This window comes from Pseudomonas sp. PS01301 (genome assembly GCF_029960215.1).
Taxonomy (GTDB): Bacteria; Pseudomonadota; Gammaproteobacteria; order Pseudomonadales; family Pseudomonadaceae; genus Aquipseudomonas; species Aquipseudomonas coleopterorum.
Window position 1 is genome coordinate 25,996 of record NZ_JASCPM010000022.1, and the last position, 23,022, is coordinate 49,017.

General features: G+C 60.1%; 20 protein-coding genes and 1 tRNA gene. 13 read left to right on the plus strand and 8 right to left on the minus strand.

Annotated elements, in window-relative coordinates; translation table 11 throughout:
* Positions 1-80: 80 nt before the first annotated feature.
* The 5 genes from lpdA (at position 81) to brnQ (ending at position 7,496) form a co-directional block, all read left to right on the plus strand.
* A complete protein-coding gene (lpdA, locus tag QMX89_RS13225) occupies positions 81-1,514 on the plus strand; it encodes a dihydrolipoyl dehydrogenase (RefSeq protein WP_049859857.1) in 1,434 nt (477 codons plus the stop codon).
* Between the two features lie 177 nt (positions 1,515-1,691).
* A complete protein-coding gene (gene sucC, locus QMX89_RS13230) occupies positions 1,692-2,858 on the plus strand; it encodes an ADP-forming succinate--CoA ligase subunit beta (protein ID WP_049859858.1) in 1,167 nt (388 codons plus the stop codon).
* The gene (sucD, locus tag QMX89_RS13235; RefSeq protein ID WP_049859859.1) at positions 2,858-3,739 is read left to right on the plus strand and encodes a succinate--CoA ligase subunit alpha; all 882 of its coding nucleotides are present in this window, start codon (positions 2,858-2,860) and stop codon (positions 3,737-3,739) included. The genes sucC and sucD overlap by 1 nt, the downstream gene beginning before the upstream one ends.
* A 518-nt stretch (positions 3,740-4,257) precedes the next feature.
* A complete protein-coding gene (mqo, locus tag QMX89_RS13240) occupies positions 4,258-5,910 on the plus strand; it encodes a malate dehydrogenase (quinone) (protein ID WP_282348559.1) in 1,653 nt (550 codons plus the stop codon).
* A gap of 272 nt (positions 5,911-6,182) precedes the next feature.
* Positions 6,183-7,496: a branched-chain amino acid transport system II carrier protein gene (gene brnQ / locus QMX89_RS13245; RefSeq protein ID WP_056842220.1), complete on the plus strand. Its 1,314-nt coding sequence runs from the start codon at positions 6,183-6,185 to the stop codon at positions 7,494-7,496.
* A gap of 58 nt (positions 7,497-7,554) precedes the next feature.
* On the opposite strand, the gene QMX89_RS13250 is transcribed toward brnQ, so the two are convergent.
* The 3 genes from QMX89_RS13250 to QMX89_RS13260 form a co-directional block, all read right to left on the minus strand.
* On the minus strand, positions 7,555-7,881 hold the full coding sequence (locus tag QMX89_RS13250; RefSeq protein ID WP_043190613.1) for an Arc family DNA-binding protein: 327 nt from the start codon (positions 7,879-7,881) through the stop codon (positions 7,555-7,557).
* Positions 7,882-8,264: 383 nt separating this feature from the next.
* Positions 8,265-8,450 (minus strand): PA3371 family protein, encoded by a 186-nt coding sequence (locus tag QMX89_RS13255; protein ID WP_056842221.1) that lies wholly within the window; start codon positions 8,448-8,450, stop codon positions 8,265-8,267.
* A gap of 10 nt (positions 8,451-8,460) precedes the next feature.
* Positions 8,461-8,688, minus strand: coding sequence for a hypothetical protein (locus QMX89_RS13260; protein ID WP_282348561.1), 228 nt, complete (start codon positions 8,686-8,688; stop codon positions 8,461-8,463).
* Positions 8,689-8,987: 299 nt separating this feature from the next.
* On the opposite strand from QMX89_RS13260, the gene QMX89_RS13265 reads away from it, so the two are divergent.
* Positions 8,988-9,064, plus strand: a tRNA-Arg gene (locus QMX89_RS13265).
* A 151-nt stretch (positions 9,065-9,215) separates the two neighbouring features.
* Here the strand turns inward: QMX89_RS13265 and dctA are convergent.
* Both dctA and QMX89_RS13275 read right to left on the minus strand, forming a co-directional pair.
* On the minus strand, positions 9,216-10,523 hold the full coding sequence (gene dctA, locus QMX89_RS13270) for a C4-dicarboxylate transporter DctA (protein ID WP_056842223.1): 1,308 nt from the start codon (positions 10,521-10,523) through the stop codon (positions 9,216-9,218).
* Between the two features lie 102 nt (positions 10,524-10,625).
* Positions 10,626-11,795, minus strand: coding sequence for a mandelate racemase/muconate lactonizing enzyme family protein (locus QMX89_RS13275; RefSeq protein WP_282348562.1), 1,170 nt, complete (start codon positions 11,793-11,795; stop codon positions 10,626-10,628).
* A gap of 99 nt (positions 11,796-11,894) precedes the next feature.
* Here QMX89_RS13275 and QMX89_RS13280 point away from each other — a divergent pair, with 99 nt between their 5' ends.
* On the plus strand, positions 11,895-12,800 hold the full coding sequence (locus QMX89_RS13280) for a LysR substrate-binding domain-containing protein (protein WP_122743413.1): 906 nt from the start codon (positions 11,895-11,897) through the stop codon (positions 12,798-12,800).
* On the opposite strand, the gene QMX89_RS13285 is transcribed toward QMX89_RS13280, so the two are convergent.
* The gene (locus QMX89_RS13285) at positions 12,778-13,926 is read right to left on the minus strand and encodes an MFS transporter (RefSeq protein WP_282348563.1); all 1,149 of its coding nucleotides are present in this window, start codon (positions 13,924-13,926) and stop codon (positions 12,778-12,780) included. The genes QMX89_RS13280 and QMX89_RS13285 overlap by 23 nt on opposite strands.
* A 227-nt stretch (positions 13,927-14,153) precedes the next feature.
* Between QMX89_RS13285 and QMX89_RS13290 the strand changes: the two genes are divergently transcribed.
* The 4 genes from QMX89_RS13290 to QMX89_RS13305 all read left to right on the plus strand — a co-directional run bounded on the left by QMX89_RS13290 (position 14,154) and on the right by QMX89_RS13305 (position 19,275).
* Complete coding sequence (locus QMX89_RS13290) at positions 14,154-15,089, plus strand: AraC family transcriptional regulator (protein ID WP_282348564.1); 936 nt, start codon at positions 14,154-14,156, stop codon at positions 15,087-15,089.
* 387 nt (positions 15,090-15,476) lie between these two features.
* Positions 15,477-16,052: a (2Fe-2S)-binding protein gene (locus QMX89_RS13295; RefSeq protein WP_282348598.1), complete on the plus strand. Its 576-nt coding sequence runs from the start codon at positions 15,477-15,479 to the stop codon at positions 16,050-16,052.
* Positions 16,052-17,047: a xanthine dehydrogenase family protein subunit M gene (locus QMX89_RS13300; protein ID WP_282348565.1), complete on the plus strand. Its 996-nt coding sequence runs from the start codon at positions 16,052-16,054 to the stop codon at positions 17,045-17,047. The genes QMX89_RS13295 and QMX89_RS13300 overlap by 1 nt, the downstream gene beginning before the upstream one ends.
* The gene (locus QMX89_RS13305; protein WP_192000462.1) at positions 17,044-19,275 is read left to right on the plus strand and encodes a xanthine dehydrogenase family protein molybdopterin-binding subunit; all 2,232 of its coding nucleotides are present in this window, start codon (positions 17,044-17,046) and stop codon (positions 19,273-19,275) included. The genes QMX89_RS13300 and QMX89_RS13305 overlap by 4 nt, the downstream gene beginning before the upstream one ends.
* Positions 19,276-19,330: 55 nt before the next feature.
* Here QMX89_RS13305 and QMX89_RS13310 read toward each other — a convergent pair whose 3' ends face one another.
* Positions 19,331-19,657 carry a hypothetical protein gene (locus QMX89_RS13310; RefSeq protein WP_049859872.1) on the minus strand — a complete coding sequence of 109 codons (327 nt, stop codon included), beginning with the start codon at positions 19,655-19,657 and terminating at the stop codon, positions 19,331-19,333.
* 229 nt (positions 19,658-19,886) lie between these two features.
* Positions 19,887-20,255 carry a histone-like nucleoid-structuring protein, MvaT/MvaU family gene (locus tag QMX89_RS13315; protein WP_049859873.1) on the minus strand — a complete coding sequence of 123 codons (369 nt, stop codon included), beginning with the start codon at positions 20,253-20,255 and terminating at the stop codon, positions 19,887-19,889.
* A 252-nt stretch (positions 20,256-20,507) separates the two neighbouring features.
* On the opposite strand from QMX89_RS13315, the gene QMX89_RS13320 reads away from it, so the two are divergent.
* Complete coding sequence (locus QMX89_RS13320) at positions 20,508-20,918, plus strand: DUF3597 domain-containing protein (RefSeq protein WP_056842230.1); 411 nt, start codon at positions 20,508-20,510, stop codon at positions 20,916-20,918.
* 233 nt (positions 20,919-21,151) lie between these two features.
* Positions 21,152-22,870 carry a ubiquinone-dependent pyruvate dehydrogenase gene (poxB, locus tag QMX89_RS13325; protein ID WP_090358992.1) on the plus strand — a complete coding sequence of 573 codons (1,719 nt, stop codon included), beginning with the start codon at positions 21,152-21,154 and terminating at the stop codon, positions 22,868-22,870.
* Positions 22,871-23,022 lie beyond the last annotated feature (152 nt).

A 23,022-nucleotide genomic window follows, 5' to 3' on the forward strand; every position in this document is an offset into this window, starting at 1 on the left:
GGATCCGCCATCGAGCCCACGCAGCTTGATCCGGGTCCCGTTGGCTGGGCTTCAAGCATGCCGCTAATAGGAATTGTTTTATGACTCAGAAATTCGACGTGGTAGTGATTGGCGCAGGCCCTGGTGGCTACGTCGCTGCCATCAAGGCCGCACAACTGGGCCTCAAGACTGCCTGTATCGAGAAGTATCAAGACGGCGAGGGCAAACTGGCCCTCGGCGGTACCTGCCTGAACGTGGGTTGCATTCCGTCCAAGGCACTGCTGGACAGCTCGTGGAAATTCCACGAAGCCCAGGACGGCTTTGCCATCCACGGTATCAACCATGCCGGCGTGACCATGGACGTCCCGGCGATGATTGGTCGCAAGTCCAACATCGTCAAGAACCTGACTGGCGGCGTTGCCGGCCTGTTCAAGTCCAACGGCGTGACCGTCCTGCAAGGCCACGGCAAACTGCTGGCTGGCAAGAAAGTCGAAGTGACCGGCCCCAACGGCGTTGAAGTCGTCGAAGCCGACAACGTCATTCTGGCTTCCGGCTCGCGTCCGATCGACATTCCACCGGCGCCGGTCGACCAGAAGATCATCGTCGACTCCACCGGTGCGCTGGAATTCCAGCAGGTGCCCAAGCGTCTCGGCGTTATCGGTGCCGGCGTGATCGGTCTGGAACTGGGTTCGGTATGGTCGCGCCTTGGCGCTCAGGTCACCGTGCTCGAAGCGCTGGACACGTTCCTCATGGCTGCCGACACTGCGGTGTCCAAGGAAGCCCTGAAGACCATGACCAAGCAAGGCCTGGACATCAAGCTCGGCGCTCGCGTGACCGGCTCCGAGGTTCAGGGCGAAGAAGTCGTGGTCAAGTACACCGATGCCAATGGCGAGCAGTCGATCACTTTCGACAAGCTGATCGTCGCCGTGGGCCGTCGTCCGGTGACCACCGACCTGCTGGCTTCGGACAGCGGCGTTGACATCGACGAGCGCGGCTTCATCTATGTCGATGACTATTGCGCGACCAGCGTCCCTGGCGTCTATGCCATTGGTGACGTGGTCCGTGGTCTGATGCTGGCGCACAAGGCGTCAGAGGAAGGCATCATGGTTGTCGAGCGCATCAAGGGCCACAAGGCCGTGATGAACTACGATCTGATTCCATCGGTCATCTACACCCACCCGGAAATCGCATGGGTCGGCAAGACCGAGCAGGCGCTCAAGGCCGAAGGCGTTGAAGTCAACGTCGGCAGCTTCCCGTTCGCGGCCAGCGGTCGTGCAATGGCAGCCAACGACACCGGCGGTTTCGTCAAGGTCATCGCCGATGCCAAGACCGACCGCGTACTGGGTGTCCACGTGATCGGCCCAAGCGCCGCAGAACTGGTTCAGCAGGGCGCCATCGCCATGGAATTCGGCACTAGTGCCGAAGACCTGGGCATGATGGTCTTCTCGCATCCGACCCTGTCGGAAGCCCTGCACGAAGCGGCCCTGGCCGTGAATGGCGGCGCCATCCACATCGCCAACCGCAAGAAGCGTTAAACAATAAGAAACCACGGTGGATTGCCCGTCGCATGCCCTGTTCGCAGGGGTGCCGCGGAACGTCCGCCGGACTCGCCTCGTCGGTCAACCGGCGAGTAGCAGTCACAGGTGGCGCGGCACTTCAATCACGAAGCGCAGCGCCGAAAAGCGCAGTACCTAACGAAGACGGTAATAAGCATGAATCTTCACGAGTATCAGGGTAAGCAGCTGTTCGCTGAATACGGCCTGCCAGTATCCAAGGGTTACGCGGTAGACACCCCCGAAGAAGCCGCAGAAGCCTGCGACAAGATCGGCGGCAGCGAGTGGGTCGTCAAGGCCCAGGTCCACGCCGGTGGCCGTGGTAAAGCTGGTGGTGTAAAGCTGGTTCGCAGCAAGGAAGACGCCAAGGCTTTCGCTCAGCAGTGGCTGGGCAAGCGTCTGGTGACTTACCAGACTGATGCCAACGGTCAGCCTGTCACCAAGATCCTGGTCGAGTCCTGCACCGATATCGCCAAAGAGCTGTATCTGGGCGCCGTAGTGGACCGCTCCAGCCGTCGCATCGTGTTCATGGCTTCCACCGAAGGTGGCGTGGACATCGAGAAGATCGCTCACGACACCCCCGAGAAGATCCTCAAGTCCACCATCGATCCGTTGGTCGGCGCTCAGCCGTTCCAGGGCCGCGAGCTGGCATTCCAGCTGGGTCTGGAAGGCAAGCAGGTTGCCCAGTTCGCCAAGATCTTCGTTGGCCTGGCCAAGCTGTTCCAGGACCACGACCTGGCCCTGCTGGAAGTCAACCCGTTGGTCATCAAGGCGGACGGCGATCTGCATTGCCTCGATGCCAAGATCAACATCGACGCCAACGCCATGTACCGTCAGCCCAAGCTGAAGGGTTTCCACGATCCTTCGCAGGACGACCCGCGTGAAGCGCACGCTGCCAAGTTCGAACTGAACTACGTGGCGCTGGAAGGCAACATCGGCTGCATGGTCAACGGTGCCGGCCTGGCCATGGGTACCATGGACATCGTCAACCTGCACGGCGGCAAGCCAGCCAACTTCCTCGACGTTGGCGGCGGTGCTACCAAGGAACGCGTGACCGAAGCGTTCAAGATCATTCTGTCCGACACCAATGTCGCGGCCGTACTGGTCAACATCTTCGGCGGCATCGTTCGTTGCGACATGATTGCCGAAGGCATCATTGGCGCGGTGAAGGAAGTCGGCGTGAAAATCCCGGTGGTTGTGCGCCTTGAAGGCAACAACGCTGAACTGGGCGCTAAAGTACTGGCGGAAAGCGGTCTGAACATCATCGCAGCCACCAGCCTGACCGACGCTGCTCAACAAGTTGTCAAAGCTGCGGAGGGCAAGTAATGAGCGTCCTGATCAATAAAGACACCAAGGTCATCTGCCAGGGCTTCACCGGCTCGCAGGGTACTTTCCACTCCGAACAGGCCATCGCCTACGGCACCAAGATGGTTGGCGGCGTGACTCCGGGCAAGGGTGGTACCACCCACCTGAACCTGCCTGTGTTCAACACCGTGAAAGAAGCCGTGGAAACCACAGGCGCTACCGCCTCGGTCATCTACGTACCGGCTCCTTTCTGCAAGGATTCCATCCTTGAAGCGGCGTTCGGCGGCATCAAGCTGATCGTCTGCATCACCGAAGGCATTCCGACCATCGATATGCTGGAAGCCAAGGTCAAGTGCGACGAGCTGGGTGTCATCCTGATCGGCCCTAACTGCCCAGGCGTGATTACTCCGGGCGAGTGCAAGATCGGCATCATGCCAGGCCACATCCATTTGCCAGGCAAGGTCGGTATCGTGTCGCGTTCCGGCACCCTGACCTATGAAGCCGTCAAGCAGACCACCGACGCCGGTTTCGGCCAGTCGACCTGCGTCGGTATCGGCGGTGACCCGATCCCGGGCTCGAACTTCATTGACATCCTGAAGCTGTTCCAGGAAGACCCACAGACCGAAGCGATCGTCATGATCGGCGAGATCGGTGGTTCGGCCGAAGAAGAAGCCGCTGCCTACATCAAGGCACACGTGACCAAGCCGGTCGTTTCCTACATCGCTGGTGTGACTGCCCCTCCAGGCAAGCGCATGGGCCATGCCGGTGCAATCATCTCGGGCGGCAAGGGCACTGCAGACGAGAAGTTTGCTGCCCTGCAGGACGCTGGTGTGAAAACCGTGCGTTCGCTGGCTGATATCGGCAAGGCCTTGGCCGAGCTGACTGGCTGGGCGGTCAAGTAAGCTTCGCTTACCTGCACGTGTAGTCGCAAAAGCCACCTTCGGGTGGCTTTTGTGTTTCTGGAAGATAAGTTCACGGCGACAACGAATAGAGACGATTGTTGCAGGGACAGTACAAGCTTTCTGCGACTTTGGGATGGTTGCGTTAGCGAGCCTCATGTACTATGTCGACCCGCCAGATTGTCGCAGCTCGCTGAAACGTTAAATCGTCTCTTCTGGGCGTGGTTGACGTCTGTGTCAGTGGGTCGAATCAAGCGGTTCAAATCAAGTTGGTGGAATTCTGTACGGCCCTGCTTCGGCAGCCGCAGGATTCAGCGTCGCTCAAGTAGCTGAAGACAATATTCAACAAGAAGAAGTCAGCGCAGGAGAGACATGAAAGTGAGACCGAGCACTGTCGTACGGTCTTGTATGTCTGCCCGTCAGTCCCTCTGAATGCCCGTGTGCGCTGGATTTGCCAATGAATGCTGGCTGTTCCGGGTCGCGACGACGGATGGATGACGTTCTATCCTAGGAATTTCTGAATGTTGAAGAAAGCGAACACAGCGCTGCTGGGTCTGGCTCTGTCCATCGGGATGGTGTCGGCACAAGCGGCCGAAGCGAAGAAAGTCGACGTCCTGCTGGTCGGCGGCGGTGTCATGAGCGCCACGCTGGGCGTGCTGCTCAACGAGCTCGAGCCGAGCTGGTCGATGGAAATGGTCGAGCGCCTGGACGCTGTCGCCGAAGAAAGCTCCAATGGATGGAACAACGCGGGTACCGGCCACTCGGCCCTGGCCGAGCTGAACTACACCCCGGAAGACAAGGACGGCAAGGTCCAGATCGCCAAGGCGATCGAGATCAACGAAGCCTTCCAGATTTCCCGTCAGTTCTGGGCTCACCAAGTGACGGTGGGGGTGTTGAAGAACCCGCGTACGTTCATCAACTCCACGCCGCACATGAGCTTCGTCTGGGGCGACAACAACATCGAGTTCCTCAAGAAGCGCTATGAAGCGCTGAAGGCGAGCCCGCTGTTCGCCGGCATGCAGTTCTCCCAGGACCACGAACAGATCAAGAAGTGGGTGCCGTTGATGATGGAGGGTCGCGACCCCAATCAGAAACTGGCCGTCACTTGGAGCCCGCTGGGTACCGACATGAACTTCGGCGAGATCACTCGTCAGTACGTCGGTCACCTGAAGGACCAGAAAGGCTTCGATCTGAAGCTTTCCAGCGAAGTTGAAGACATCAAGCGCAATGACGATGGTTCGTGGCGCGTGACCTACAAGAACCTGAAAGACGGCACCAAGACCGAGACCGACGCCAAGTTCGTGTTCATCGGTGCCGGTGGCGCTGCCCTGCATCTGCTGCAGGATTCGGGTATTCCAGAAGCCAAGGAATACGGTGGCTTCCCAGTGGGCGGCTCGTTCCTGGTGACCGAGAACCCAAGTGTGGCCATGCAGCATATGGCCAAGGCCTACGGCATCGCATCGACCGGTGCACCGCCCATGTCCGTTCCGCACCTGGACACCCGTGTCCTGGACGGCAAGCGTGTGGTTCTGTTTGGCCCATTCGCCACCTTCTCGACCAAGTTCCTGAAGAACGGTTCGTACCTGGACCTGCTGACCAGCACCAACCTGCACAACGTATGGCCCATGACCAAGGTCGGCATCGAGCAGTACCCGCTGATCGAATACCTGGCCGGTCAGGTCATGCTGTCGGACGACGATCGCTTCGAAGCCTTGAAGCAGTACTTCCCGCACGCCAAGAAAGAAGACTGGCGCCTGTGGCAGGCTGGCCAGCGCGTGCAGATCATCAAGCGTGACGCAGACAAGGGCGGCGTGCTGAAACTGGGTACTGAAATTGTCGTCTCCAAGGACAGCAGCATTGCTGGTTTGCTGGGTGCATCGCCTGGCGCATCGACGGCTGCACCAATCATGATCAACGTGCTGGAAAAGGCGTTCAAGGACAAGGTCGCGACGCCCGAGTGGCAAGCCAAGCTGCGCCAGATCGTGCCTAGCTATGGTACTGCGCTGAACAACTCGCCGGAAGCTGTGCAGAAAGAGTGGAACTACACCGCGAAGATTCTGCAGTTGGCCGTTGCTCCTCCTGTGATCGACCAGGCCGCTGCCGCTGCCAACCCGATCGAAGGCCAGACGGCACCGAAAGCTGAAAGCAACCCAGCGGCCGACATGGCGCTGTAAGTCCGGGCCTCACGCCTGAGGCTTCTGGAACAAGCTGTATCGTTTCCGCTGAGTCTTGCACCGATGCGACACTCAGGTGCACTCAGCGGACACTTCGCACTGCAACAGTGCGAGGGGCGTCGAATTTCGCTACTCTACGCGCCATTTTGCCGGGCCCGCTCACAAGGCAGCCGCCTGCGCATTCAGTCTGGCCTCATCCGGTCGACCGTGTTTCCCTCAATCCATGGGGAAAACCTCTCTCAATTCCAATCTATTGACGTGGTTTCCTTCCAATGAAAGTGCTTAAAGGCCAGGATATTCTGGCGCTTGGTTTCATGACGTTCGCCTTGTTCGTAGGCGCGGGCAATATCATCTTTCCACCCTTCGTCGGCCTGCAGGCTGGGCCGAACGTCTGGATGGCGGCATTGGGCTTCCTGGTGACGGCGGTAGGTCTGCCGGTGATCACCGTGGTGGCGCTGGCCAGGGTCGGCGGTTCGATGGATGCGCTGAGCAGCCCGATCGGCAAGCTGGCGGGTGGTCTGTTGGCCGCCGTGTGCTATCTGGCGGTCGGCCCGTTGTTCGCAACGCCGCGCACCGCCACCGTGTCGTTTGCCGTAGGCCTGGCGCCCTTGACCGGTGAAACGCCGCTGGCGCTGTTTCTCTACAGCGCGGTGTACTTCCTGCTGGTATACATCGTCTCACTCTACCCCGGGCGCCTGCTCGATACCGTAGGACGGTTTCTGGCTCCGCTGAAAATCATTGCTCTGGCCGTATTGGGTATCGCTGCGTTTGCCTTGCCGGTAGGTCCCAGCGGTGATGCGGTGCCCGAGTATGTCGCTGCGCCATTTTCACTCGGCTTCATCAATGGTTACCTGACCATGGATACGTTGGGTGCGCTGGTGTTCGGCATCGTCATCGTCAACGCCATTCGCTCCAGAGGGGTCGAGTCGCCCAAGCTGATCACGCGCTACGCGATCATCGCCGGGCTGATTGCCGGAGTAGGGCTGGCCCTGGTGTACATCAGTCTGTTCCGTCTTGGGTCGGGCAGCCACGCCGTTGCGGCCGGTGCTACCAACGGCGCTGCGGTTCTGCATGCCTATGTGCAGCACACCTTCGGTGGGCTGGGCAGTGGTTTCCTGGCCGTGCTGATCTCGCTGGCATGCCTGGTGACTGCTGTTGGCCTGACCTGCGCCTGCGCCGAGTATTTCAGCCGAGTCCTGCCACTGTCCTACAAGACGCTGGTGCTCTTGCTGGCGCTGTTCTCGCTGCTGGTATCCAACCTGGGCTTGACCAAGCTGATCGCGTTTTCCATCCCCGTGCTGACCGCCATCTACCCGCCCTGCATCGTGCTGGTGGCGCTGAGTTTCTGCGCCGGGTTGTGGTATTCACAATCGCGCATTCTTGGTCCGGTGATGCTCGTCTCGTTGCTGTTCGGCCTCATCGATGCGATCAAGGGGGCGGGTCTTTCGCAGTGGTTGCCAGCATCCTTGCTCGACCTTCCGCTGAGTGAACAAGGTCTGGCCTGGCTGGTGCCGTCGGTTGCTGTGCTGCTCGTGGCGGTGGTAATCGATCGTGTGCTGGGCGCGCGCGTTCACGCTGCGGCCTGAGCCTTTCGTCACCCACAAAAAAGCCAGCTCTAGAGCTGGCTTTTTTTTGCGGCGGTGTTCATGACGCTTCGGCTGCGGCCTCGACGTCATGGGCGATCAAGGACACCAGTGCATTTTGCTGTCGGTGCGACAGCTGACGGAAGCGCTGCAGGAGCTCACGCTCATGCAGGGACAATTCCGGGCTGTCCATCTTCATGCTCAACTCTTCACCCAAGGCACCTTCCTGGATCAGGCTCTGTTCCAGGCGTGCGATGATCTCTGAGTTCATGCTGCGGTGATGGTTACGAGCCACCTCAGCGATCTGCTCACGCATCCCGTCAGGAAGACGTACTACGAATTTGTCAGCCGTGCGGCTGGAGTAAACAGCCTGTTTGAGTGGGCGCATAGTGATGACCGATAAGTTCAGGGGGAGCGGTTCTTGAAGTAGGCCGCAGGATGTCGGTTAGGACACGCCGATCGGCAAATTGTTCCAGCCTGCCGATGCGGCGCTATGATGCACTAATGCGACATAGCTTTGACGCCAATTCTGTGACAAATAATGATCCGAATCGTGGCATTTCGCCAGCCCCTCCTGCACTGTATTTTGCGCAGGCTGGCCGCATCTGTCAGGACACGTTCACATACAGAGTGGAGATCTCTTCAAGAGGTGCTCTGACCCGCTTTGTGCATACTGCGCACAGCACGCGCGAGCTACCTTGGGGGGTAGCATAGTGACATCTGGGCCATTTGCTAGCATTGATTGTCGACAGGTACCGATCTTGTAGGCGATTAGCGTAACAGGGGATCGAATTTGATCCTGCGACCTTTGATCAGGGCCAGCAATAACGCAAGACTTGCGATACCGCCCATGGCTTGCAACGCGATCCCCAAAGCAGACGTGTGTTGTCCGAACGCGAACGCGCTGGTCCAACAGGCTATGGCAATCAACATGAATGCCAAGGCATATCTCGACATCTGCAACTCCTTAAAAGGTATAGCGTTCAGTGCGCTGGGTCGTGGCGGGCTCGCTGACGCCCTTGGCGGCCGTGAGCGGCGCCTCGGTACTGGAAGACGCAACGCGAGCGACGGGGGCGGGGATAAAGCGAGCGGCATCGACATGGACCAGTGCAGGGTCAGTGGTCTGGCTGTGGAACTGAAAGCCAATGAGGATGACCAATGTCATAGCGTTGAGCATCAAGAGTACGCTGTTCATTGAAATTCTCCGCAGCCTGAATGTCTAAGCGTGGTTCAGCATCGAATATAGCAGGCGGCGTGCCAACTTCAGAGATTGGGGAAAACCCAGTGATTTCAGCGGTATGCACAGTTCTCAGGGCAATTTGATATTGCATCCTGCACTGCCGAGTGCAGTTGAGTATTGCAAAATGCATGAACGCCGAAGCTGGGTTTTCGAACGACTCAACAAGGCAAAATCCTTTCCATGCTGCATGACAAACCGGGCCTGGCTGGGTAACATGCATGCCGTTCGTCGTGCCGCCCGGTACGCCGCTGTGTGTCTCAGTAGCTCAATTGGATAGAGCATCCCCCTCCTAAGGGGAAGGTTGCAGGTTCGAACCCCGCCTGGGACACCATTTTACGCGCGATTGTTTATCTGTCGTCAGCCTTTAAGGGCATCCAAAAACCAGACCGTCATGGCCTAGTGAGTTGTAACAACGTTTAATCGGTGTACTCAACGGTCCTGCGCCATGAGTCGTGATGCCCAGACGTGGCGAGCACGGCCTCTCACTTTTGCGCCAGCAGCGCTTTTTTTGCGGCCTTTTCGTCTTTCATGGCTGCCAGTTCACGCTGGCAGGTTTCGACGTCGAACGAGTTGTCCCACTTTGCAATCGCGATGGTGCCGATGCCGTTTCCGATCAGGTTGGTCACAGCGCGGGCTTCGTTGAGGAACCGGTCGATACCCAGCAGCAGCACCAGACCGACCAGAGGGATGGAGTGAATGGTGGTCAGCGTAGCCGCCAGCGTGACGAACCCGGCACCTGCCACGCCCGCCGAGCCTTTGGATGTCAGCAGGAACACGGCCAGCAGAATCATCTGGTCGGCGAACGTCAGGGGGGTATTGGTCGCCTGGGCGATGAAGATCGCTGCCATGGTCAGGTAGATGCAAGTGCCGTCCGCGTTGAACGTGTACCCGGTAGGCAGGACCATGCCCACGACCGATTTCCTGCAACCCAGCTTCTCCAGCTTGACCATCATGCGCGGCAATACCGCTTCGGTGGAGCAGGTGCCCAGCGTGATGAGTATTTCGTCCTTGAAGTAGCGCAGAAACTGCATCAACGGCATCCCCGACCAGCGGGCTACCGCGCCCAGCACGACCACGATGAATATCAGCGTCGTAATATAGAGCGCGACCAGCAACTGGCCGAGGGACAGCAAGGTACCGATGCCGTATTTGCCGATGGTGAACGCCATGCCGGCGCCTGCGCCGAGCGGCGCCAGGCGCATGACCATGGCGACGATCTTGAACAGCCCTTGCAGGAAGAGATCGATGGTATTGATCAGCGGCTTGCTGACTTCGCCCAATTGAACCAGCGCGATGCCCATCAGTACCGACAGCAGTATGACCTGCAGCATCACGCCGTTGGAAAACGCACCGACGAAGGTGTGCGGGATGATGTTGAGGAAGAATTCGACCGTACCGCCTTGTTCGCTGGCCGCCTGGCTGTATTTGTTGATGGCACTGGCGTCGAGTGCATTGACGTTGATGTTCATGCCGACGCCGGGCTTGACGATATTGACCACGATCAAGCCTACGACCAACGCAATGGTCGAGAGGATCTCGAAGTAGATCAGGGCTTTGACGCCGATGCGGCCAACCTCCTTGATGCTACCCATTTTTGCGATGCCGACGACGACGGTACCGAAAATGATGGGTGCCAGAAGCATTTTGATCAGCTTGATGAAACCATCGGCAAAGGGTTGAAGCTTGGCGCCGATGTTGGGGGCGAAATAGCCGATGGCGGCACCGATGACGATGCCGATCAACACTTGGACATACAGCTGGCCGTACCAGCGAGATCTGGAGACTTCCACGAGAGCACCTCATTTTATTGTTGTGATGGGCGTGTGGCGTGGCGTCGGTGTCCGACGCCGGCGTCTGCGGCCTGTTCTGGGCAGGCCGCAGAAGGGCGGCGGTCAGCCTTCGCCCAGTTCGCGCATGACGGCGTACAGGGCCGACTTGGCTTCGAAGCCGACGCCCGGAATGTCCGGTAGGCCGACATAACCGTTTTCGACCTGGATGCCGTCGGCGAAGCCGCCAAATGGCTGGAACACATCCGGGTAGGATTCGTTGCCGCCCAGGTGCAGGCCGGCGGCGATGTTCAGCGACATCTGGTGGCCACCGTGCGGCACCACCCGACGCGAAGACCAGCCCAGCTCTTCCATCACCTTCAGGGTGCGCATGTATTCCACGAGCCCGTAGGACAGCGCGCAGTCGAACTGCAGGTAGTCGCGATCAGGGCGCATGCCACCGTGACGCAGCAGGTTGCGGGCGTCCTGATGGGAAAACAGGTTCTCGCCGGTGGCCATGGGCAGTTCGTAATGATTGGCCAGTTCGGCCTGGAGGGCGTAGTCCAGCGGATCACCGACTTCCTCATACCAGAACAGGTTGTACTGCTTGATCGCTTCGGCATAGGCGATGCCGGTCTGCAAATCGAAGCGGCCGTTGGCATCCACGGCCAGTCGACGGCCATCGCCCACCACCTCGAGAACGGCTTCGATACGGCGGATGTCTTCATCCAGCGGTACGGCACCGATCTTCATCTTGACGACGTCGTAGCCGCGGTCCAGATAGCTTTGCATCTCGGCCTTGAGCTTGGTCTGGTCCTTGCCGGGATAGTAATAACCACCCGCCGCGTAGACCCAGACCTTGTCGTCCGCGACGCCATTGCGGTAGCGGTCCGCCAGCAGGCGATACAGCGGCTTGCCTTCGATCTTGGCGACCGCATCCCACACCGCCATGTCCAGGGTGCCGACGGCGACCGAGCGCTCGCCATGACCGCCCGGCTTTTCGTTGGTCATCAGGGTTTTCCAGATGGCGAACGGATCGAGGTTGTCGTTTGCCGAATCGATCAGGGTGTCGGGATCGGCTTCGACGATGCGTGCCAGGAAGCGGTCACGCATCAGCGCGCCCTGACCGTAACGACCATTGGAGTTGAAGCCATAGCCGATCACCGGCTTGCCATCGCGAATCACGTCCGTGATCACGGCCACCACCGAGCAGGTCATCTTGGAGAAGTCGATGTAGGCGTTGGCAATGGGGGAGGCAATGGAGACGGTCTTTTCACGAATGTCCACGATGCGCATGGAGGGTTCCTTTTGTTGGTTGTGGCCTCACGTTATGCTTTGCGCAGTCACCCGCCCAATGCTATTAATGCCGAACCCTATGCACAGAAGGCATGGCCCGTGGAACTCGTCTGGCTTGAAGATCTTTCGGCGCTTGCCGAATACGGCAGCTTCGTGCGCGCCGCCGAAGCACGTCACATCACCCAGCCGGCTTTCAGCCGCAGGGTCCGTTCGCTGGAAAACTGGATGGGTGTAGAATTGCTCGTGCGCACGCCCCATGGCGCGACGTTGACGGAGGCAGGGCGCAAGATTCTACCCGGCGCCCAGGAGGCGGCCCGGCACCTTTACCGGCTGCGCAACGAGGCTCAGGAAGTGGCGGGCGTGTCGGCCCGGTCACTCAAGTTCGCTGCGACCCATTCGCTGTCGTTCACGTTTTTTCCCAAGTGGCTGCGCAGCTCCGAAACCGGTGCGCCGATCGAAGCGGTGCAGCTTCATTCCGACAGCATGGCCGTCTGCGAGCAGATGCTGATACACGGCCAGGTTCAGTTTCTGCTCTGCCATCGTCACCCCGACGTCCCACCGCTGCTGGCTCCCGACCAGTTCGTCAGCAAGAAGGTGGGTGAGGATGTTCTGGTACCGCTCGCCAGTGCCGGCGTTCATGTCGGTACGTCGCCGGCGGCACTTCCTTACCTGGCCTATACCCATCAATCAGGTCTGGGGCGGATCGTTGCTCACCGCCTTCGGGGCAAGGAGGACTACCTTCATCTGCAGCCTCTGTTCAGCAGTCATCTCGCGGCCGTGCTGATGTCGATGGCGCTAGAAAGCAAAGGCGTCGCCTGGCTACCCAAGAGCCTGACGGAGCAGGAAGTTCAGGAAGGACGCCTGGTCAGGGCACTCGACGAAGATTGGGACATACCGCTGGAGATTCATTTGACTCGGCCAAAAGGCCATCTGGGCCAGTCGGCCGAAGCGTTCTGGGCTAGAGCGGGCAGTGATCTGGCGCCTAGTCCGCTGCCGCGCGGCTGAAAGCCGATGCATGGGATGTGGCGCGTCCTGCAATCGCCGCCAGAATCGCGGCCATTGCCAGCAACGCTGCGCTGGACTCGAAGGTTGCACGGTAGCCGCTTGCGTCGAAGATCAGCCCGCCGACGATGGCGCCAGAGGCGATGGCCAACTGGATGATCGCCACCATCAGGCCGCCGCCGGCATCGGCGTCGTCCGGCAGTGTCTTCGCAAGCCAGGTCCACCAGCCCACCGGTGCGGCCGTCGCCACCAGCCCCCAAAAACCGAGCAGTACAGCGGTCACCGTTGGTGAACTGCCGAAGGCAACCAGTGCCAAGGCCACCGCTGACATCAGCAGGGGAATGACGATCAGCGTGCGGTGCAGCCCATGCTTCAGGAAGGCCTCGATCAGGAACGTTCCGGCCAGCCCGGCCACCCCCAGTCCCAGAAGCATCAATGAGAGAGTGGAAACGCTGACGTGCGTGACCGTTTCCAGAAACGGGCGCAGGTAGGTGAACAGCATGAACTGGCCCATGAAAAACACGCTGATCGCGAGCATACCCAAGGCGACGGGTGCAGTTTTCAGCAAGGGGAACACATTGCTGCCGCTCGATCCGCCTTGCGGTTTCATGGGGGGAAGGCTCGCCAGCAGCCATGCACAGGCCACGACGGCGATGGGGAGCAGCGACAGGAACGCGCCGCGCCAGCCGATCAGGGCTCCCAGAAAGCTGCCCAAAGGGGCCGCGACTACGGTCGCCAGTGCGTTGCCACCGTTGACGATGGCCATGGCCCGAGTGATCTGCTCTTGTGGGACCAGGCGCATGGCGGTGGCTGCCGACAAGGACCAGAATCCGCCAATCGCGACGCCGATCATGGCCCGGCCGATCATGAATACCCAATAGTTGGGCGCGAACGCCACCACTGCGCCGGAGACGATCATCAGCACGGTGAGGGCAACCAGCAGTGGTCTGCGGTCCACTCGAGCGGCGACGGATGCGATCAAGAGGCTGGTGAACAGGGCAAACAGCCCCGATACGGAAATGCCCTGACCCGCCTGGCCCTCGGTGATGTGCAGGTCCGAGGCAATGGGGGTGAGCAGGCTGACGGGCATGAATTCCGAGGCGACCAGTACGAAGGCGGCCAATGACATGGCGAATACCGCGCCCCAGGATCGAGGGGGCTGGGTGACAGGTGTCGGAGACCTTTCCATCCGATGTTGCCTCTCCAATGAGTGTTGGGATGTGCATTCTCCTGTGCTCATGAGACGGTCTGTAGCGCATTTCACTGGATTACTTGCCTGATTCGATGAGTGTTCAGGGCGAGGCAGGACGGACAGTCGAGCGCGGGTTAAAGTCGCTGCAGGAGCCCGAGGTGCATATGACCCACACAGTCGACACAGTTTTCCAGCCGGTATCGGCCCCAGAAAGGCTGGCCCGCATGATCGGTTCGCGCATTGCCAGCCCAGGTGATTACCCCACGGACATTCCCGGCCTCGGGCTTTTCAGACGTGATCATCCCGCACCGCCGGTGACCTGCATGGTGGAGCCGAGCATCATCCTGGTGGCGCAGGGCGAGAAGCGTCTGTGGGTGGGCGGGGAGGGCTACGAATACAGCACGTCGAGGTTCTTGATCACGTCTCTGGATCTGCCGGCCAACTCCGAAGTGCTCGTCGCAAGCCCCGACAAGCCCTGCCTGGGGCTGACGTTGAGGCTGGATGTGCGCATGCTCGCCGAGCTGATCGGGTTGAGCGATCTGCCTGCGGCCCGCGATCGGAACCGGGTCAGGGGCAGGGGCAGGGTCAGGGGCGTGGGTATCGGGTCGGTGACCGTGCAGATGCTCGGTTCGCTGGAGCGTTTGCTGGCATTGCTCGATGAGCCGGAATCCATTGCGGTGATGGCGCCGTTGATACAGCGTGAAATTCACTACCGCCTGCTGCAGAGCGATCAGACCGGAAGGCTCAGGCAGATCACTGCGGTGGATGGGCAGGGGTATCGAATCGGCAGGGCCATCGATTGGTTGAAACTCAACTATACGTCGCCGCTGCGTGTCGACGAGTTGGCGGCAAAGGTCCAGATGAGCACTCCGACCTTTCATCACCACTTCCGGCAGCTCACCTTGATGAGTCCGTTGCAGTATCAAAAATGGCTTCGGCTCAACGAAGCCAAGCGTTTGATGCTCAATGAACATCAGGACGTATCCAGCGCGGCGTTCAAGGTCGGCTATGAGAGCCCATCACAGTTCAGTCGCGAATACCGGCGTCTGTTCGGCGCGCCGCCCAAGCGTGACATCGCTGTCCTGCGTGGCGAGGGCTAGGCCGGCTTTCTTTCATTGGATTCTTTCATTGGAATAGGCAAGAACGCGCTTCGATTGGGCAAGGGCCTGGTTGTGGGCGAATGCATACTGAAAGTCTTTGTGCTGATTGCGTTCGCGAGCGTCTGATTTACACAGTCCCATCGGTGGCGCGTGACGTGCGACACGCTTTGAAACCAAACCGCGAACCGACCTGACGTACAACATCAACCAATGGTGCCCTTCAGATGTCTGCACTAGGCACAGCAAGACCGTGATTCGTGACATAAAAAAATAGATGAGGACCGCTACATGACCGATCCGACCGAAAAAACTTCCTCAGATCCCGAAGGCTCCGGCGAGCTGTTCAAGGAGCTGACCACGCCGTCGCGCCGTAACTTTCTGCGGACCATGGGCATATCGGGCATGGCGGCTGCGACCGCGCCGGTCTGGGCCCAGGCCGCGCAGCTGGCGCCCATCGATGACAGCGAAAAGCCGCTGGCCAAGGGCGAGCAGCGGATCACGCTCAAGGTCAACGGCCAGCCGCACACCCTCAATGTGCCTGGCAATGCCGTGCTGCTGGACGTGCTGCGCGATCGCCTGCAGCTGACCGGCACCAAGAAGGGCTGTGACCATGGCCAGTGCGGCGCCTGCATCTTGCACATCAATGGCCAGCCGGTGAACAGCTGCCTGTCCCTGGCGGCGATGCACCAAGGTGACGAAATCACCACCATCGAGGGCTTGGAGCGCAATGGTCAGCTGCACCCCATTCAGGAAGCCTTCTGGGCCCACGACGCGTTTCAGTGCGGTTACTGCACCTCGGGCCAGATGATGACGGCCGCGGCGATCATCAAGGACCCGAACATCGGTGCCGATGACGCCAGCGTGCGCGAAGCCATGAGCGGCAACATCTGCCGGTGTGGCGCGTACAAGAACATCCTCGCCGCCGTGCAGGATGCCCGTGGCAAAGTACAGGGAGCCAGCTGATGAGAGCCTTGGAATACACCCGCGCAACCAGCCCCGAACAGGCCGTTGCCACCCATGCCCGCAATGAAGCCACGGCGTTTCTGGCCGGTGGCACGACGCTGCTGGATTTGGTCAAGATCGACATCATGCAGCCCGATCGAGTGATCGATGTGCATGCCCTGGCGCTGGACCAGGTCGAGACCTTGAGTGACGGTCGCACCCGCATCGGGGCCATGGTCACCAATACCGGGTTGGCCAATCATCCGCGCATCAAGAGCGACTACGCGGTGTTGTCCCAGGCACTGCTGTCGGGAGCCACCACGCAACTGCGCAACAAGGCCACCACGGCCGGCAATGTCATGCAACGAGTACGCTGCAACTACTTCCGCGACGGCGTTTCTGCCTGCAACAAACGTACACCCGGATCCGGCTGCGCTGCCATCGGCGGACACAACCGCAGCGTGCATGCAGTGCTGGGCACCAGCGATCAGTGCATTGCCACCCACCCGTCGGACATGTGCGTAGCCATGGCGGCGATCGGCGCCACCGTTCAGGTGCAGGGCCCCAACGGCAAACGGGAAATCGACTTCCAGGACTTCCATCTGCTGCCTGGCGCGACTCCCTGGAAAGAACACGCCCTGCAGCCTGACGAATTGATCACGCACGTCACGTTGAACGCGCCTCTGGCGGGCGGCAAATCTGCCTACCTGAAGCTGCGTGATCGGGCTTCCTACCAGTTCGCTCTGGCCTCCAGCGCGGTGATCCTGGTGATGGACGGTCAGGTCATCCGTGAGGCGCGCATTGCCTTGGGCGGCGTCGGCACCAAGCCGTGGCGTGCGCTCGAAGCCGAGCGTGCGCTGCGTGGCGCGGCGGCGACCCCGGAGAATTTTGCCAAGGCCGCAGCCATTGCCCTGCAAGGCGCCAAGCCGTATGCCCACAATGCCTACAAGATCCCGCTGGGGCAGCAGGCCATCGTGCGCAACCTCATCACACTGGGCACAGGAGCCATCGCATGAGCGAGTCAATCATGGGAGCATCCCCACGCCGCGTCGACGGTCGCCTGAAGGTCACCGGTGCCGCGCACTATGCAGCCGACCATCAGCCCAAGGGCATGGTTTTCGCCTACGGTGTCTACAGCACCGTAGCTAGTGGCTCGATCAAGTCCCTGGACATCGATGCTGCACGGCGCTCGCCCGGCGTGCTGGAAATTCTGCACCACGGCAATTTTCCCCAGGCGTTCCATACCTCGCCCGTGCCGTTTTCCCTGGCCGGCGTGCTGTCGGGCTCACGTACCGATGAAAAACGGCTGCCTTTCGAAGACAACGTGGTGCGCTATGCCGGTCAGTTCGTGGCGCTGGTGGTGGCCGACACGTTCGAGCACGCCCGTGAGGCGGCCTACAAGGTCAAGGTCAGCTACAGCGAAAGTGCCGCCGCAGCCAATCTGGAGCAGGGTCTAAAGCGCAAGGCGGCTGCCGATGGTGGGCAGGGTCACAAGCGCGGCGATCCGGCCGGTGCGTTCGACGGTGGTGCACAGACGGTCGATGCCACCTACACGACGCCGGTGGAAACCCACAACCCGATGGAGATGCACGCCACCGTGGCCATGTGGGACAACGGCAAGTTGGTGGTGTACGAATCGACCCAGTCGGTAGTAGTCCATCGCAACACATTGGCGCAGATTTTCGGCCTGCCGACCGAACGCGTCGAAGTTCGCGCGCCTTTCATTGGTTCGGGGTTCGGCGGCAAGCTATGGATCTGGCCGCACTCGGTCGCGGCCTGCGCCGCTGCCAAGGTGGTCGGTCGCCCCGTGCAGTTGGTGATTCCACGGGCGCAGATGTTCACCACCGTGGGCCATCGTCCGGAAACCCGGCAGCGCATGCGCCTGGCCGCCGATGGCAAGGGCAAGCTGGTATCCCTGCGGCATGAATCGCTCAACACCACTGGCATTGGCGACCAGTACGTCGAGAACTGCGGGGGCATGAGTGCCAGCCTGTATTCGTGTGCCAATGTCGAGGTCACCCACGGCACGGTCCAGGTCAACCGCGGGGCACCGACCTCGATGCGTGCGCCGGGTGCGGCACCCGGCCTGTTCGCGCTGGAGTCGGCCATCGACGAGCTGGCCGAGCGCTGCAAGATGGACCCGCTGGCGTTCCGTCAGTTGAACTGGGCCGAGCAGAACGAGCAGGAAAACCTGCCCTGGTCGGGCAACCATTTGCGCGAAGCCTTGGCTCAAGGTGCGGAACGTTTTGGCTGGGCCAATCGCAAGCCCGGTATCGGCAGCATGCGCGATGGCCATGAAATCGTCGGCTACGGCATGGCACAGTGCAACTGGGATGCCTTCCGCACGCCCTGCGAAGCACGGGTTTCGCTGACGGCCGACGGCCGTGCCGTGGTGTATTGCGGGGGCCAGGACATCGGCACCGGTACCTACACGGTGCTCGCCCAGTGTGTCAGCGACATCACCGGTCTGCCTTTGGACAGGATCACAGTGGAGCTGGGTAATTCGTCCTATCCACCCGCGCCGGTTTCCGGCGGCTCCTGGATGACGGCCAGCGCACTGCCCGCCGTGGCCGAGGCCACCCGTGCAGCGCTTACCCAACTCAAGAGCTTTGCCGCTTCCGAGGAGGGCGGGTTGCCCAACGCCAAGGCGGAAGCGATCACGGTGAGCAACGGTCGTCTGCAGGATGGCTCGACCAGCCTGGAATTCGCCGAAGTGCTGAAGAAGCTCAAGATCGCCAGTGCCGAGGGTGAGGCCCATACCGGCATGGCCGACACCAAGAAGCACGCCTTCAGTTCGTTCGGCGCGCATTTCGTCGAGGTTCGCTGGGATCCGGGCATCTCGCGCCTGCGGGTGTCTCGTGTGGTCAGCGCCATCGACGTCGGCAAGGTCATCAACGGCAAGACCGCGCGTAATCAGGTCGAAGGGGCGATCGTCATGGCCATCGGCATGGCGTTGTTCGAGTCCACCGACTACGACGAGCGCAATGGCATGCCGGTGAACAACAACTATGCCGAATATGTAGTGCCGGTGCATGCCGACCAGCCGGAGATCGATGTAATTCTGCTCGATTACCCGGACTACAACCTCAACGAGTACGGTGCGCGTGGGGTCGGTGAGATTGGTGTGACCGGTTTGGCGGCGGCGGTGGCCAATGCGGTCTACCATGCCACGGGCAAGCGGGTGCGCAACCTGCCGATCACCCTGGAAAAGCTGATGGATGGCGTACCCACCGTCAGCGTTTGATCGCTGTATGCCGCGCCGGGGTAGTCTCGGCGCGGTCCAGCCTTGCCGTGGCGCGCTACTTCAGCGATGCCTCATCCAGCCCCGCGTACCAATCTGCATAAACGGTATTGCGCGCCATGCGTCGATTCATGTCGGCGCTGCCGTCGGTCCACCACACTTCGCCCCGTTCGCCCAAGGCCTGCTTGGCAGCGTCGACCTGCGCACGCGCCTGTTTCAGCGCCTGGGGATCTTCGGCGTGTTTGGCAGCCTTGACGGCTCGCCGGGCATCCATCAGCGCGTTGACCCAATGCTGGCGCACGTTTTCGGGAAGGGCAGGATTGCTGCAGCGCCAGAGTCGACCGCGTACTACGAAATAGCGTCCATCGGGCGTGGTGGGATACATCGGCAATCTTCGGAAGGGAGGGTATCGGAAGGGAAGGGGCAGTCCGGCAAGCGGGCCGCGTGGTCCCGCTTGCCGGTGGGTGTGACTTAGGCTCTGTGTGAAAAGCCTTGATACTCGGTGATGCTGCGTTGAAAACAGCCTCGGAATGCTCATTTACAACCCGTAAACTCCGCTTCCTCGGCTGTTTTCGCCTTGCCTGACCTTCGTCTCAAGACTTTTCAAACAGACCCTAGCTCAACCAGCTTTCGACGGTGTCGGAACCGTATTCGGCTTTCCATTCTTTCAGCGTCTTGTGATTGCCGCCCTTGGTTTCGACGACTTCACCCGAATGCGGGTTTTTGTAGGTCTTCAAGGAGCGCGGCTTGCGGGTTGCCTTCTCGGGTGCGGCAGGGGCCTTGGTCGATTTGCCGCCATGCTGCGGATCGAGAATGGAAACGATGTCCTTGAGGCTTTTATTGTATTCGCCCAACAACGCACGCAACTTGGTTTCGAACTCGATTTCCTGTTCCAGACCCTTGTCGCCTTTCATGGCTTCGAGTGCGGCAAGTTGTTCGGCCAGATGACGTTCGAGTTGACGGTATTCAGCAAGTTTGGACATTGGTATCCCCAGGCATGGATCGTGGTATGGATCGTGGATAAGAACGGTAAAGGTATCGAGGAAGGATTCTGGCGCAGTACGCGCATTCACGCCACAACTAAATAACGTGTTTTAACACTTTAATTCACCTCTCTAGGAGGGTGGGTGTGGGGAATGTCGCCGATTCGATAAAACTTTTCGGCAACCCGGGGGGTCAGGTCTTAAGTAGGCTGTCGAATCCACGGCAGCAGCCAAGAAATCTGGAGATACGAAATGAGCTTTTTTAGCAGCATCCTCGAGAAACTGGGTATCGGCAAGCACGCGGTTCCGGACGCAGACGCTTCTACGCAAACCCCTGCCGCCCCGGCGCCAGGTGCCTCGCCAACCACCACCGTGACCAACCAGCCTTCGGCTGCGCCGATTACCCAGGTGGATGTCGCTCAAAAACTCGAAGCGCTGGCCGCCAATCACGGTGAGACGCTGAACTGGCGAACTTCGATCGTCGATTTGCTGAAACTGCTGGGTCTGGACAGCAGTCTGACCGCTCGCAAGGAACTTGCCGAAGAATTGCACTACACCGGTTCGACCGATGACTCCGCGGCCATGAACACCTGGTTGCATTCGGCTGTGATGAAAAAGCTCGCCGAAAACGGCGGCACCGTGCCAGCGGAATTGCTAAACTGATAGTTCGTTCAAGCTTTCGCTAACGCTTATTAAGAAGGCCCGGCATCCGTCGGGCCTTCTTGCATTTGAACACCTCTCTCGCTCAGCGCGGCTGCCCTTTAGAAGCCGAGCTTAAAGGTCTGCGCTTAGACATCAGCGAACCCCCAACCTATCTTTTTGTTAATAAATCGGTTGGAACACCGTCGGCAGCCCGGCACTCAGATCCTTGAACTTATATTTCGAAGGAGCGCCGAATGCCTACCGCAGCCGATTTCATGGTCAATACTCTCAAGCAAGCCGGCGTCAAGCGCGTCTATGGCGTCGTCGGCGATTCATTGAATGGTTTTACCGATTCGATGCGTCGTCTGGGCGGATTGGACTGGATACACATGCGCAACGAAGAAGCCGGTGCGTTCGCTGCCGGTGGCGAAGCTCACCTTACCGGTGAACTGGCGGTGTGTGCCGGCAGCTGTGGCCCAGGCAACCTGCACTTGATCAATGGCCTGTTCGATTGCCACCGCAGCGGTGTGCCGGTGCTGGCCATCGCGGCGCATATTCCCAGCAGTGAAATCGGTATCGACTACTTTCAGGCGACGCACCCGGAATCACTGTTCAAGGACTGCAGCCACTATGTCGAGCTGGTGTCGCGTGCCGAGCAATTGCCGCAGATTCTCGAGCGCGCCATGCGCGTGGCCATTAGCCGCCGCGGTGTTGCTGTGGTGGTGATTCCGGGTGACGTGGCATTGAGCCCCCTTGAAGCTACGGTGAGCCAGTGGATCGCGCCACCGAAGCCGGTCGTGGTGCCCGAGCCCGCACAAATCGACGAACTTGCGCAGTTTCTCAACGGCGGCAAGCGCGTGACGCTGCTGTGCGGTGCTGGCTGCGCAGGCGCCCACAGCGAAGTCGTCGCCCTGGCCAAGCAGCTCAAGGCGCCGATCGTGCATGCGCTGCGTGGCAAGGAACATCTGGAGTACGACAACCCCTACGATGTAGGCATGACCGGTTTGATCGGCTTCGCCTCCGGCTTCAATGCCATGAAAGAGTGCGACACCCTGTTGATGCTGGGTACCAACTTCCCTTATCGGCAGTTCTTTCCCGAACATTCGCGCATCGCTCAGATCGACCTGCAGCCTGAAGCCTTGGGCAACCGTTGCCCGCTGGCCATCGGCTTGATCGGTGATATCAAGCACACCGTGCAGCAACTGTTGCCACGGCTGGAGGAGCGCACGGACACCATGCACTTGAACAAGGCGCTGGCGGACTACGACAGCGCGCGCAAGGGCCTCGACGACCTCGCCGAGAGCGGTCCGAACAGCACTATCATCCATCCGCAATACGTCAGCCGGCTGGTCAGTGAGCTGGCAGCCGAGGACGCTGTGTTCACCTGCGACGTGGGCACGCCCACGGCCTGGGCCGCGCGCTACCTGAAGATGAACGGCAAGCGCCGCCTGATCGGCTCCTTCAACCATGGGTCAATGGCCAACGCCATGTTGCAGGCCATCGGCGCTCAGGCGGCGTACCCGCAGCGTCAGGTTGTATCGATGTCCGGTGATGGTGGCTTCAGCATGATGATGGGGGACTTCCTGACCCTGAGCCAGGCCAACCTGCCGGTGAAGGTGATCGTGCTCAACAATGGCACCTTGGGCTTCGTTGAGATGGAAATGAAGGCCAGTGGTCTGGTGGACGTTGGCTGCGAGCTGAAGAACCCCAACTTCGCCACGTTCGCCCAAGGCATGGGCATCAAGGGTATTCGCGTGGAGAAGCCGCAGGATCTGCGCGCGGCCCTGGTCGAAGCGTTCGAGCACGATGGACCGGTGCTGGTGGACGTGGTCAGCGAACGTCAGGAGCTGATCATGCCGCCGGAAATCACCGCGGCCAACGTCAAGGGCTTTGGCTTGTTCATGATGCGCGCGGTGCTTGACGGGCGCGCCAAGGAGCTGGTGAACCTGGCAAAGAACAACCTTTTGCGTTGAGTCTCGATGCTACAAACCGGTGCGCATTCAACAATGCCGCACTGGTTTGACGCCGATCATGGGCCGCCTTCGCTGCACCGGCAGGCGTGATTTACGCTATTGACGGTTCCTGATCACTTGGTCAGCTTTTTGCACGGTGATTGGCAAACCCG

What these genes read in the sequence shown, in the direction of transcription:
- QMX89_RS13255 (WP_056842221.1), bottom strand. Translation starts at nt 8,450, where the DNA reads ATGTCGAGATATGCCTTGGCATTCATGTTGATTGCCATAGCCTGTTGG.
- poxB (WP_090358992.1), top strand. Translation starts at nt 21,152, where the DNA reads ATGCCTACCGCAGCCGATTTCATGGTCAATACTCTCAAGCAAGCCGGC.
- QMX89_RS13315 (WP_049859873.1), bottom strand. Translation starts at nt 20,255, where the DNA reads ATGTCCAAACTTGCTGAATACCGTCAACTCGAACGTCATCTGGCCGAA.
- QMX89_RS13295 (WP_282348598.1), top strand. Translation starts at nt 15,477, where the DNA reads ATGGGCATATCGGGCATGGCGGCTGCGACCGCGCCGGTCTGGGCCCAG.
- lpdA (WP_049859857.1), top strand. Translation starts at nt 81, where the DNA reads ATGACTCAGAAATTCGACGTGGTAGTGATTGGCGCAGGCCCTGGTGGC.
- mqo (WP_282348559.1), top strand. Translation starts at nt 4,258, where the DNA reads ATGTTGAAGAAAGCGAACACAGCGCTGCTGGGTCTGGCTCTGTCCATC.
- QMX89_RS13310 (WP_049859872.1), bottom strand. Translation starts at nt 19,657, where the DNA reads ATGTATCCCACCACGCCCGATGGACGCTATTTCGTAGTACGCGGTCGA.
- QMX89_RS13275 (WP_282348562.1), bottom strand. Translation starts at nt 11,795, where the DNA reads ATGCGCATCGTGGACATTCGTGAAAAGACCGTCTCCATTGCCTCCCCC.
- QMX89_RS13320 (WP_056842230.1), top strand. Translation starts at nt 20,508, where the DNA reads ATGAGCTTTTTTAGCAGCATCCTCGAGAAACTGGGTATCGGCAAGCAC.
- QMX89_RS13300 (WP_282348565.1), top strand. Translation starts at nt 16,052, where the DNA reads ATGAGAGCCTTGGAATACACCCGCGCAACCAGCCCCGAACAGGCCGTT.
- QMX89_RS13305 (WP_192000462.1), top strand. Translation starts at nt 17,044, where the DNA reads ATGAGCGAGTCAATCATGGGAGCATCCCCACGCCGCGTCGACGGTCGC.
- QMX89_RS13250 (WP_043190613.1), bottom strand. Translation starts at nt 7,881, where the DNA reads ATGCGCCCACTCAAACAGGCTGTTTACTCCAGCCGCACGGCTGACAAA.
- QMX89_RS13285 (WP_282348563.1), bottom strand. Translation starts at nt 13,926, where the DNA reads ATGTCATTGGCCGCCTTCGTACTGGTCGCCTCGGAATTCATGCCCGTC.
- brnQ (WP_056842220.1), top strand. Translation starts at nt 6,183, where the DNA reads ATGAAAGTGCTTAAAGGCCAGGATATTCTGGCGCTTGGTTTCATGACG.
- sucC (WP_049859858.1), top strand. Translation starts at nt 1,692, where the DNA reads ATGAATCTTCACGAGTATCAGGGTAAGCAGCTGTTCGCTGAATACGGC.
- QMX89_RS13290 (WP_282348564.1), top strand. Translation starts at nt 14,154, where the DNA reads ATGACCCACACAGTCGACACAGTTTTCCAGCCGGTATCGGCCCCAGAA.
- sucD (WP_049859859.1), top strand. Translation starts at nt 2,858, where the DNA reads ATGAGCGTCCTGATCAATAAAGACACCAAGGTCATCTGCCAGGGCTTC.
- QMX89_RS13260 (WP_282348561.1), bottom strand. Translation starts at nt 8,688, where the DNA reads ATGAACAGCGTACTCTTGATGCTCAACGCTATGACATTGGTCATCCTC.